Origin of the sequence: Dapis hubbardiae BLCC-M172 (assembly GCF_050016015.1) — a bacterium.
Lineage (GTDB): Bacteria > Cyanobacteriota > Cyanobacteriia > Cyanobacteriales > Microcoleaceae > Trichodesmium.
On the sequence record NZ_JBNHEQ010000210.1, the window covers coordinates 69094 to 80252 of the forward strand.

At 35.2% G+C, this 11159-nt stretch carries 11 protein-coding genes; 5 read left to right on the plus strand and 6 right to left on the minus strand.

What is annotated here, in order from left to right; all coding sequences use genetic code 11:
• Nucleotides 1-23: 23 nt before the first annotated feature.
• The 4 genes from hpsB (at nt 24) to ACP6PK_RS19345 (ending at nt 3339) form a co-directional block, all read left to right on the plus strand.
• Nucleotides 24-725 carry a hormogonium polysaccharide secretion pseudopilin HpsB gene (gene hpsB, locus ACP6PK_RS19330; RefSeq protein WP_426561819.1) on the plus strand — a complete coding sequence of 234 codons (702 nt, stop codon included), beginning with the start codon at nt 24-26 and terminating at the stop codon, nt 723-725.
• Nucleotides 726-776: 51 nt separating this feature from the next.
• A complete protein-coding gene (hpsC, locus tag ACP6PK_RS19335) occupies nt 777-1817 on the plus strand; it encodes a hormogonium polysaccharide secretion pseudopilin HpsC (protein ID WP_426561821.1) in 1041 nt (346 codons plus the stop codon).
• A gap of 63 nt (nt 1818-1880) precedes the next feature.
• The gene (locus ACP6PK_RS19340) at nt 1881-2573 is read left to right on the plus strand and encodes a pilus assembly FimT family protein (RefSeq protein WP_426561823.1); all 693 of its coding nucleotides are present in this window, start codon (nt 1881-1883) and stop codon (nt 2571-2573) included.
• Between the two features lie 175 nt (nt 2574-2748).
• Nucleotides 2749-3339 (plus strand): pilus assembly FimT family protein, encoded by a 591-nt coding sequence (locus tag ACP6PK_RS19345; RefSeq protein ID WP_426561825.1) that lies wholly within the window; start codon nt 2749-2751, stop codon nt 3337-3339.
• A 338-nt stretch (nt 3340-3677) separates the two neighbouring features.
• On the opposite strand, the gene obgE is transcribed toward ACP6PK_RS19345, so the two are convergent.
• The 6 genes from obgE to ACP6PK_RS19375 all read right to left on the minus strand — a co-directional run bounded on the left by obgE (nt 3678) and on the right by ACP6PK_RS19375 (nt 9033).
• The gene (obgE, locus tag ACP6PK_RS19350; protein ID WP_426561827.1) at nt 3678-4703 is read right to left on the minus strand and encodes a GTPase ObgE; all 1026 of its coding nucleotides are present in this window, start codon (nt 4701-4703) and stop codon (nt 3678-3680) included.
• A gap of 46 nt (nt 4704-4749) precedes the next feature.
• On the minus strand, nt 4750-5181 hold the full coding sequence (locus ACP6PK_RS19355; protein ID WP_426561829.1) for an RNA-guided endonuclease InsQ/TnpB family protein: 432 nt from the start codon (nt 5179-5181) through the stop codon (nt 4750-4752).
• A complete protein-coding gene (locus ACP6PK_RS19360; RefSeq protein ID WP_426561843.1) occupies nt 5153-5734 on the minus strand; it encodes an RNA-guided endonuclease InsQ/TnpB family protein in 582 nt (193 codons plus the stop codon). Before ACP6PK_RS19360 ends, ACP6PK_RS19355 begins: the two co-directional genes overlap by 29 nt.
• Nucleotides 5709-6032, minus strand: a complete 324-nt coding sequence (locus tag ACP6PK_RS19365) for a helix-turn-helix domain-containing protein (protein WP_426561831.1) — start codon at nt 6030-6032, stop codon at nt 5709-5711. Before ACP6PK_RS19365 ends, ACP6PK_RS19360 begins: the two co-directional genes overlap by 26 nt.
• Before the next feature lie 369 nt (nt 6033-6401).
• Nucleotides 6402-7124 carry a Mo-dependent nitrogenase C-terminal domain-containing protein gene (locus ACP6PK_RS19370; protein WP_426561833.1) on the minus strand — a complete coding sequence of 241 codons (723 nt, stop codon included), beginning with the start codon at nt 7122-7124 and terminating at the stop codon, nt 6402-6404.
• A 979-nt stretch (nt 7125-8103) separates the two neighbouring features.
• Nucleotides 8104-9033, minus strand: coding sequence for a bestrophin family protein (locus ACP6PK_RS19375; RefSeq protein WP_426561835.1), 930 nt, complete (start codon nt 9031-9033; stop codon nt 8104-8106).
• 984 nt (nt 9034-10017) lie between these two features.
• Between ACP6PK_RS19375 and ACP6PK_RS19380 the strand changes: the two genes are divergently transcribed.
• Nucleotides 10018-10878 carry an HIT family protein gene (locus tag ACP6PK_RS19380; protein WP_426561837.1) on the plus strand — a complete coding sequence of 287 codons (861 nt, stop codon included), beginning with the start codon at nt 10018-10020 and terminating at the stop codon, nt 10876-10878.
• Nucleotides 10879-11159: the final 281 nt, after the last annotated feature.

The window sequence follows — 11159 nt, forward strand, 5'->3', positions numbered from 1 at the left end:
CATATCATCAAACAAGGAGAGCTATGAATAAACAACAAATTCAACAAAAAATCCAAAAATTGCAACAAATTAATCCTAATGCTGGCTATACCATTATGGAAGGTTTAGTGGCAATGATTATGGTTGCTTTTCTGATGAGTGCAATTGCACCTGTTATTGCTTTGTCTGTGGGAACTCGCGTTCAGGCAAGACGTGTGGAACTGGCATCACAGGCAGCTAGGAGTTATATTGATGGAGTGCGCTCTGGTGCAATAGATCCTCCAGATCCACTTTTACAAAATCCAGATTCAACTGTCGCTCCTAGTGCTGCCAGTCCAAGTTGTGAAGATAAGGATGGACAGTATTGTGGTACTAACAGTCAGTTATTCTGTATTGATGGTGGAGATAGAGAAGGCTGCAAAATCAGCAGTCCTACAGATATGATAATTCAGGCGGGACGTTTTCATCCAACACAGACCGATGCTAGTCTTGGTTATCAACTACTTGTAAGAGTTTACAGAGCAGATGCTTTTCAGGAAGCTTCACTTTGTCCCGGAGGAACAGATTGCCCTGACGTAGGGACACAGCAATCTACAGTGACAAATGCTATTGGTAATCGTAGGTTACCAGTGGTAGAAATAGTACCAGAGATAGCACCAGCAAACTCTAATGGTTCATTTCAAAATATTTGTGATCGAATTGATAGTGTTATGAATGTTACACCAGCAAGTTCAAATTGTCCATAAAAATCTATTACTACAAAGAATTGAAAATTGGAAATTGGGAATATATTTGAAATGCAAAACTTACTGAAATTATTAATAAAAACCCAGTCGAATAGTAAATCACAAAAGTTAAGCAACTCCACAAGTGGTTTTACTATGATAGAACTACTTGTAGGAACGATTATTGCATTTTTAATAATTGTGCCTATGTTGACTTTTGTAGTGGATATCCTCAACCGAGATGTGAGGGAAGAAGCAAAAACTAATGGGGAACAGGATATTCAAGCGGCTTTAGACTACATACAACAAGATTTAAGTCAAGCACTTTATATCTACGATCAAGATGGAATTACTACATTACTTGGTAACACACCACCTCCGATTCCAAGCGATGCCACCAGTACTCCTATCTTAGTTTTTTGGAAGCGCGATGTAGTAGAAAAAGCCATTCCAGCAACAACAGCTACTACATACGCAAATTGCAATAATGATAGTGCCGATCCTTGTAACGATACTTATGTAATGTCGCTGGTTGCCTATTATTTAGTTCAGGACAATAATGCTACTTGGTGTGAACCCGGTGGCACTAACTGTCCTGCTCGTATAACAAGATTTGAAGTTAAGGATGGAGTTAGAGATCCCAATAATTTTTCAGTATATATTTGTGATACTGGTGGGAACTGTGATAGTGATACTCCTAGTGGTAGAAGACAAAGAGATCCGGGATTTAACACAAATTATGACTTAAGTAACCCGACATTATTAACGGGAGTTGATGGTGAAGATTTACCTAGGAGAGATACTTTAGTAAATTATATAGATCAAAGTACAGCTAATGTACCAACAGTAACAGAAGCTGATTGTGATAATGCTGTTGGTTCAACAGGAAACACAATAAGCACAACAAATCTGATAAATGAAGCAACAATTTCTGGAGCAGCAAGCCCAACTAATAGCTTTTATGCTTGTGTAAATGCAGAGCAAAATTTAGCTAGAGTTTATCTTAGAGGTAACTCTTTGCGACGTATTCAAACTGATGCAACTTATAGTCAAGATCGAGCAACTTATTTTCCTAGTGGTACAGTTCAAGTAGAAGGACAAAGTGGCTTGTAATTCTAAGTTTAGAAAATTAGCTTAATCAAATAGGAAGTATATTAAAAATCTAGGGATATTAATATGAATAACTTAATATTATTGATACTTTTAAAAATAAATTCCAAACAGACAAAAAAAAAGAGTTTAAAAACAGATGCAGGTTTTAGTTTAGTAGAGCTAGCAATAGTAGTTTTAATCATAGGAATATTGAGCGCGATCGCTGTCCCTGGTTGGAATGCTTTTATCACAAGACAACGCATTCGTACTGTTAATAGTCAGGTATTGCAGGCTTTACAAAAAGCACAAAGTCAAGCTAAGTCGAAAAAAGCAGATAGAATACTTGAATTTCGAGATGTTAACATTGATTCAGCAACAAATCCTAGCACAGGTAAACCTTATAACGATCCACCAAGATTCCATATTTACTCTACCTCTAAAACAACTCCAATACCAAATAGTGATTTATTGTGGCAATCTTTAGGAGCAAATAGTGAAATTAAACCAGGAATGGTTAAATTAGCTATAAAAGAATGTCAAACTAAAGATGCTAATGATAACTGTACAGCTTATCAAGACGATGGAGACGATCAAATTCAATTTAACTATTTAGGTGCGGTGAAAATAGATAATCCAACCCAAGAACTACCTTTTGCTATTAGTGTTTCTACAACAGATGATGGATTTAAAAGATGTGTAATTGTTGAAACCATCTTAGGTAGTATGAGGATAGTAGAAGGAGAATTTAATTCAGCAACAGGAACAGGATGCCCATAATCTAAATTTCAGCTTATGGTTACCACAAAATAACTGCTCTGTCAAACCTATTCCAGGTTAACGATAGGGCAATTTTTTTATGCTCAAAAATATCGCTCTATTTGACATTAAATTATTAATTACTAAAATAGTAAATATAATTAAAAATATGAAATAACAGAATATCGGGGTGAAAATGAAGGTTAAAGTTTCTACTTCAGTAAAATTAACTATTATTAAAAATCTTACAAAAAATTTCTCAGAAAAATTACTGAAACAACAAGAAGCAGGATATAGCCTGACAGAATTAACATTTGTGGTTTTAATTATTGGTATTCTGGCAGCGATCGCCGCTCCTGGATGGCTAGGTTTCATCAACAACCAACGCCTCCGCACCTCCAACGACAGAATATACCAAGCGATGAAAACTGCACGCAGTAACGCTATGCGGGATAAAGTTACTTGGCAAGCGAGTTTTCAAGAAAAGGATGAAATAGCTCAATGGGCACTACACCCAGAAACTGTTGATACTCAAAAAGCAAATTGGCAAAATCTAGATCAATCTGTCCAAATAGATGATGAAACAACCCTCCTTCAAGACTCCTCAACTAAAATTTGGAGGATAAAATTCAATTATAAAGGTCATCCCAACGGTTTCAGGCGTATAACTTTATCCCTTCGTAGCGGAGGTACAGCAAAACGTTGTGTATTTGTCTCAACTCTTTTAGGAGCAATGCGAACCAGCAAAGATCAGGCAAAAGCTAAGAATGGAAAATACTGTTATTAGAATTTGTAGGTTGAATAGTTATAATTCAAGCTCGTAGTAGGGCTTTAGCCCGAAGATACATATTTTATGGGCTAAAGCCCTACTACAAACAAAAACTTTTTGATCACTTATTATCCGAACATCATATTATCTGGGTATACTGTTGGGTTTGACTACAATTATACCCAACCTACATACTACAAGGAGAGGGGCAAACTCACTCTCCTTCTCTGGTAGGGAAGGGGGGCAGGGAGTTTAGATAATCTTCGGTTAAATAGTTATATATAATTAAAGTTCGTAGTAGGGCTTCAGCCCGAACTGTAGATAGGGCTGAAGCCCTACTACAAACAAAAAATTTATTATAAGTGATTATCCGAACATGATATTAGATCATCTTCCAAGACTTGCCAAACCTCCTGCATCAACTCCTCCAAACCAATACCCGCAACAGCAGAAATAAGGAAAACTTTTCCCCCACTCATCTCTCTAAACTGACTTACCAAATCCTGTATTTCTGCACTCTCTAAATCAACCGCATCAACCTTATTTAAAGCTAAAACTTGCTGCTTATCTTCCAAATTTCGCCCATAAGCTATTAACTCATTTTGAATAGTCTCAAAATTTTCCACCGGACTAATATCTGTAATATCAACCAAATGCAACAATAACTTAGTCCGTTCAATATGCCTCAAAAATTCATGTCCCAAACCCAAACCATCAGAAGCACCTTCAATTAATCCTGGAATATCAGCAAAAACAGTACCATCTCCCGTAGGTTTTCTCACAACTCCTAAATTTGGCACCAAAGTAGTAAAAGGATAATCAGCAATTTTCGGACGAGCAGCAGAAAGAGATGCAATTAAAGTAGACTTTCCGGCATTCGGCAACCCAATAATTCCTACTTCAGCTAAAAGTTTCAACTCCAACCTCAACATACGCACTTCACCCTCCAAACCAGGCAAAGCATATTCAGGAGCACGGTTGCTATTACTGAGAAAATGTTTATTTCCTAACCCACCTTTACCACCTTGAGCAACACAAAAAGTTTGACCCGCTTTAACTAAATCTCCCAATAATTCCTCAGTTTCCGCATCATAAATCATCGTACCAGGAGGCACTTCAATTAAGCGATCGCTTCCAGCGGCCCCAGTCATATTTTTTGGACCGCCCCGCTTACCATTTTCTCCTTTAAAAACACGTTGAAATTTAAAATCCAACAAAGTTTGCAGATGAGCAACGGCCACTAAAATCACAGAACCCCCACGGCCACCATTACCACCCGCAGGCCCTCCCGCAGGCACAAACTTTTCACGACGAAAGGCAACCATGCCATCGCCACCTTTACCACCTTCTACTTGAATTTCTGCTTGATCAATGAATTGCATAAGTGAAGTTCTCTCCCGTTAAATCAAAGATTATAACGGGAGCTTATCAAACAAAGATAATTGAATCCTTGTTTGCTGAAGTTTCTTGCCTCACAGGCCGATCAATATCTAAGCCTCCACAAGCAGACAAGATGATACCCACCTCGTGTAATGCTTTATTTAATATGTTAACTGCAGCATTCTCGTCTCTATCTAAAACCGTTTTACATTTAGGACAAGAGTGAGTTCTAATTGATAAAGTTTTAGGCACTTTATGACCACAATTACTACAATTTTGTGATGTATTGTGAGGATTAACTTTAACTACATGAACACCGCGTTTGACCGCTACTGCATTCAACTTTTCAATAAAAGCACCCCATCCTACATCATAAATTGATTTTGATAGTTTAGTATTTCTAGCTAAACCTTTAATATTAAGGTCTTCTACAGCAATTAAATCATACTCTTTAACTAACTTGTGAGCAGTAATGCACATGAAAATCTTCTCTTTTTCTAGCAATATGTTGATGCAATCTAGCTATTTTATTTTGCGCCTTTTTCCAGTTATTAGAACTAATTTCCTTTCTGTCTGCTTGACCTTGTTTTCTAGCTAAATTAGAAGCAGCTTTTCTATAGAAATTTGGGACAGAAACAGTTTCTCCAGTATTAGTAGTCAAAAACTCTTTTAAACCTACATCAATACCTACAGCAGTTTTGATATTATCTGTAGGAATTAAACTAGGTACTGACTTATCTTCTAAACTCAAACTCACATAATAACCATCAGCTGTTTTAGTTATAGTTGCAGTTTTGATAACAAACCCATCTGGAATAGGTCTATGAACTATCACAGGAATAGCACCCAACCTCGTAGTAATTATTTGTTTTCCATCAAACTTAATTACTGCTTTGGGATGATTAACTCTACTAAAACAGAATGACCTTAATTTGCCTGATTTTTTGAATCTAGGTCGTCCTCCACGCTTACCAGTTTTATCAGGTATTAGCCTTTCATGTCGGCTCTTAGCCGAAACTTTTCCAGGCTTTATCTAGTCTTTGTAAGTTAATTTGCTGGACTGCAGAATATATTTCCTTGTAATCGGGAAATAACTGTTTTGTCTGTTTAAGTGCTGATTGCTGAAAATAATAATCTGGTCTACTGGGAATCTCACCAATAGGACATGCAATTAATGAGCAACGGTCAACTTGACATCTAGTTCTATTCAAGCAGTCTAATCGTTGACCAAGAGCATAATTCCAATGTCTTCGTAACAGTTCTAGCCAATAATCAATTTTGACTGATTGTTCTAGAGTCGGCTTAATTTTGTAGCAATGAGTAATTATCATAATTTTTCTACTACTCTTTACTGTTATAGGGTGAACATCAATCGACACCTATATAAGTTTCCTCTCGGCAATTCCCCTCCCGTTAAATCAGAGATTATAACGGGAGACCCCTTGCCGAATCTAGTTGGGAAAAAGTTTAGTGAGGAAATAGCATTTTTCAGCAATATCCATCCCTTTTTGCCAAATTTTTAAATCTTTAAAGTTATGAATGTCAGGCATTTTTAACTTGTCTTTTAAATTTTACAGACGGTTTCATCTGAGTGAGTTAGAGCTATTACCAAGCAACAAATATTTTATCATTATTCCTTACTCCCTACTCCCTAAAAATTGTAACTATTTCCCTACTCCCTACTCCCTACTCCCTACTCCCTAACAATACCTAGACACATCTTCCTGGCATTCGTCTGCTAAATAAGATAAGGCACGGAAGCGCAAACCAACTAATTGATCGTATAGTGGGTTAAGTTTACACATAGCTGGAATGTGGGCTACTTTCTTACCAAAAATCACAACATCTCGCTCAAATGGACATTGGGGAGGAATCATTTTACATACCATGTGAGCTACTTTCGGATCGTGAATGTCCCACCCATCTAACCAGTCTTTTATCGGAGCAAGTACAGTTTGATGATGTTCGGGGTCGTGGGGAATAATAAAAGTGCCAGTATGTTCCGTTTCTTCCAGCCAACTTTCTAAATTATCTTCTTCTGCTTGTTCTTTAGCTTTTTCTAGATTCTTTCTAAGTGCATCTAAGGCTTTAACTTTTAGTCCTAGAGCATCACAATATTGATGGAGTATATCATCTTCAGTAACAGAATAAATTCCATCTGCCAAGGCTACCATCACAGCAGTTCTCATAAAGTTTTCTGCTATATTAGGATTTTCCCCAAAGACCTTGGCTAAATCATCTGGAGCAATAGGTTGTAGTTCTGAGATTTCAATTGTCGAAGCAAACTCTTCATGGCTAAAGTGGTCAAATAAATCTTTTTCTGTAGCATCAAGTTCTCCATCTGCATAAGCAACGCTCATGAGTCCTCGTAACCAAGTAGTAGTTTGTTCTTTGTTGAGAGAAGATTTGACGATGCTAGTCATGCCTTAACCTCTGATTAAATATAAGTTTTGTGATTTGCTCCCAGACCTAATCAAAAATTCTTAGCAGGGAAGCTACTAACTATATTTTACCTCACTAGGCACAGCCTAAAATCCTCAAGTTTCTAATTTATTTGAAGTTTATTTGTTGCCGTTTATTTATGTACTAATAGCTACATTATTTTAGCTAAATTTTGGCTAAAACTTTTATCCATAGATAATAGCGTTTATTTATATGTAGTAATCAGGAATCAGATGTGACAATTGAGGTGTTCCTTAAAAATATACAACATAGCAGTTATTATATTCATATATATTCATTTTTTTCTTCTTCTCTGTTCCCTAGTCCTGGTTAAGTTTTCCCTAAAAGTATCAAATATCTCACAACTTAAATCATATTGCTATATCAAAGCTGTACTGCATGAAATATAGCTAAGTTTAGCAGTGGAGTTTATTTGTTTTGATCAAATATTTAGAGATTGAATGTATCAGGAAATATAAAAAGGAGATAGGGAACACTTAACTGGGAATAGGTATGGAGGTCCGAAGAAATACAAGGGCAAATATTGTCGCTATTAAATCTAGAAATATATGTACTGAATACTTCTCTATCTACCTTCTTTCAATCCCTTGAAGCATTACCGCTTTTAGATTTTAGTCACTTCGCGTGCTCTCTTAATAATTATTTTACTCTCCAGTCTCTTATCGTATGTTCCTAAGAAAGCATTTATAAAGTAAATATTAAGGGAAAAATATTGCTATTTGGTGGATTACGGCGTACCTTAAACCACGAAAAATTACAGTCATAAGCCCGCCTAAGCCACCCTACAAGGGCTTAAGTTTTTGTTTGTAAACGGTCTCTAATTAACTCTACTTCTGAAGGTTAAAACTGCACTTAAATTAAAATCATTATGACAAATAAACAAATAAATAGTATGACAAAAGTTACATCTTTTTTCTATTCCCTATTTCCTATTTTCTACTAAGTAATTTGCTGCAAACTAACCAACCCCTGCCATAATTCGGAATTATTGAAAGAACCAGAGTTGATGAGTTCCTGAATATCTTCTGTCATTTTGGTTGCAATATTATCTAAGGGCAAGTCATTATAATCGTAACCGAAAGGATTTTCTATTTCTAAACCTATGGCTTCAACTCCTAAGAGAGCAAAACTAATAGTGCCTGCTACGGGAATTGTCCACCAACTTAATTCGGCGACAAATTGAAAAGGAGTAGCAAAGCAATAAATTAGTAATAAATGTTTCAAGTGAATAGAATAAGCTTTAGGAATAGGAGTAGAGGCAATTCGTTCACAACCACCAAAATAAATATAAATTTCTTCAATCTGTTTATTCCAATTTATTAAGGTTAATTGATTAATCGAATTATTTTTGGCAAGTTCATCAAAATATGTTGCTAACCATTTAGTGATTTGTAGAGAAATATTCTTAGTTCTAGACAATTGTAGATACTGAATTTCAGAAATATAGCTTTTAATTTCTTCATTAACTTTCTCCTGCCGAAGTTGAAGTTTAATCGCCATAAATAGAGCAATCAATAGTTGAATATGATAGATTTTTTTGCTGTAATCTTCACTATTATTTTCTGGCACAAAAACCATTATGTTTTTTGCCATAATGCAGCAATTTTTAGAAATTAACCCGATTAATTTTCGACCTTCCCAATAGCGGTCATAAGCAGTATTTGTTCTAAACACTAACAATAAACCTAGGACAATTCCAGGGATAATACTACCTAAAATTGGCTGACTCATTGGCAAATTATTACCATGAGCTATCGTCACTCCCAGTGCAAATATCATAATTACTAATACTCTCGTCCAAATATTAGGAATGACTGAACTTTTAAAGTCGAAAACCATATAAAACCAGCTTCTTTCTCGATAATTCATTAGTTTAACCTTGAACCTTGAAATTAATAAAAACGAGAGAATAGGGAATAGAAAGTAGGAGAATGAGAGAAGTTGTTCTTTGAACGGGAATTGAAGCAACTATCCAAAAACATTTCACCTCACGGGGTGCTTGTCACCCCAATGACTTTGATAGATTCAAATAAATCCCGTCTATTTATCCTTGTTATCCTTGGTGAGAAAGACTTGATATTTTATTGATCAGTAATTATTGGAATTTGAGATTAGTTCTAGGAATATTTATGTTGAGAATATTTGACAGTCTTAAGCATAAATATTTCAATAATTGTAAAAGCTAAATTATGTGAACAAGTAGATTTTTGCTCCCTGGTCACTTAATAAATTAAATATAGCAATTCCCCAAAAGCGTGAGGTACAAAATTTTAGGTTTCAGGGAACACTTAACTGGGAACAGGGAACAAAAAGACAAAAATACAACTGTACCTCATAAGCTTGGGAAACGCTATATTGCCAATAGACTAATTATCAAAAATCTAATTCATTCTAATAACTAATACTATACTATCTTTAGTTAAATACCTATAAATAATAGAAATCTCCAATAATAAAAAGTAAAATCAATTATCCCACTCTTATTCATCAATTCTTTCCCCCTACTCCCTACTCCCTACTCTCTCTTTTCTGGAAATGTCTAATAGATAATAAGGAATAGAGATAAGAGTAGGGGTAATTCATGAATTGCCCCTACAAGAATATTTGGTAGTGGTATATCAAGTAGTGATATTCTCAAAAAAAATTTAGTAGGCAAGCAAATACTATTCCTTTAAAAGGAGCGAATTAATTTATATTTTTGTTGGCTGTTGCCTATTCCCTATTCCCTGCCTTAATAATAAATCACTACATCTATAGGATTACCGAATATTTTACTTATCACTGATAATTCAAACTTGATATAAATTATCTTATAATTATTGTATTCTGCATTACTCCATCGCAAAAGTATCCTTGTTTACCAATCAACAATCAAACAAATATACTCACCTTACTGCTAAAGAGCGTAAATTTATCTCATTTCCAGCTCAACTAATGCTAGAGAAAAATTTGCTAGTAGGTAAAATTCTTGATTTTGGCTGTGGTTGGGGTAATGATGTTAAATTACTACAACAGAAAGGCTTTGATATTACTGGTTACGATCCTTATTATTTTCCTCAATATCCCCAGGGAAAGTTTGATACTATCCTTTGTTTTTATGTCTTAAATGTTTTGTTTGAACAACCGCAAGTAGAAGTTTTGATGCAAGTTTCTCAGTTATTAAATTCTGGAGGTAAAGCTTATTATGCTGTGAGAAGAGGTTTGAAGCGGGAGGGTTTTCGAGAACATTTCATACACAAGAAACCAACTTATCAATGTTTAGTGAATTTACCTTTTAAATCTATTCACGTTGATGAATTGTGTGAAATTTATGAATATATTCATTATAATCAGCAAAAAAATTCGGAAAACAAATGTTTATTTTGTAACCCTCGGAAAAGTCTACAATTAATTACAGAGTCAGCAAGAGCTTATGCAATTCTTGATGGCTATCCAGTGACAAAAGGGCATACATTAATTATTCCGAAGCGTCATCTAGCCAATTATTTTGAGTTGCCTATAGAGGAACAATTAGAATGTTGGTTGATGGTAAATCAGGTACAGAAAATTTTACAGGAAAAGTATCAACCTGACGGATTTAATGTAGGGATAAATGTTAATCGTGCTGGAGGACAAAAAATGATGCACTGCAATATTCATGTTATTCCTAGATATCAAAAGAATGAGTTAGAAATTAAGGGGGGAATGAGATTTGTTGTTCCTCGCGATCGCTGAAAATCTATAGTATATTTAGTTGAATAAAAAATCATGTGTATGGGCGAGCAACCCCAGCTAAATTTTATGATATCAGAATTTTGGTGAGGATGCAACCTTATATTCTTATTAGGCGCGATTTTTTTAAGAGCTTCATAAAATGAAAATTAAACTATAACGTTACAGTTTTTGGATTTTAGAGGAATTATCTGAGTGGGGAATCTCTGAGGAAAATTTGGCTGGAGAATGAAAGAAACTATAACGTTACAGTTTTTGGATTTTAGAGAAATTATCTGAGTGGG

Coding starts and splice junctions, on each gene's coding strand:
- hpsB (WP_426561819.1), top strand. CDS start 24: ATGAATAAACAACAAATTCAACAAAAAATCCAAAAATTGCAACAAATT.
- hpsC (WP_426561821.1), top strand. CDS start 777: ATGCAAAACTTACTGAAATTATTAATAAAAACCCAGTCGAATAGTAAA.
- ACP6PK_RS19340 (WP_426561823.1), top strand. CDS start 1,881: ATGAATAACTTAATATTATTGATACTTTTAAAAATAAATTCCAAACAG.
- ACP6PK_RS19345 (WP_426561825.1), top strand. CDS start 2,749: ATGAAGGTTAAAGTTTCTACTTCAGTAAAATTAACTATTATTAAAAAT.
- obgE (WP_426561827.1), bottom strand. CDS start 4,703: ATGCAATTCATTGATCAAGCAGAAATTCAAGTAGAAGGTGGTAAAGGT.
- ACP6PK_RS19355 (WP_426561829.1), bottom strand. CDS start 5,181: ATGTGCATTACTGCTCACAAGTTAGTTAAAGAGTATGATTTAATTGCT.
- ACP6PK_RS19365 (WP_426561831.1), bottom strand. CDS start 6,032: ATGATAATTACTCATTGCTACAAAATTAAGCCGACTCTAGAACAATCA.
- ACP6PK_RS19370 (WP_426561833.1), bottom strand. CDS start 7,124: ATGACTAGCATCGTCAAATCTTCTCTCAACAAAGAACAAACTACTACT.
- ACP6PK_RS19375 (WP_426561835.1), bottom strand. CDS start 9,033: ATGAATTATCGAGAAAGAAGCTGGTTTTATATGGTTTTCGACTTTAAA.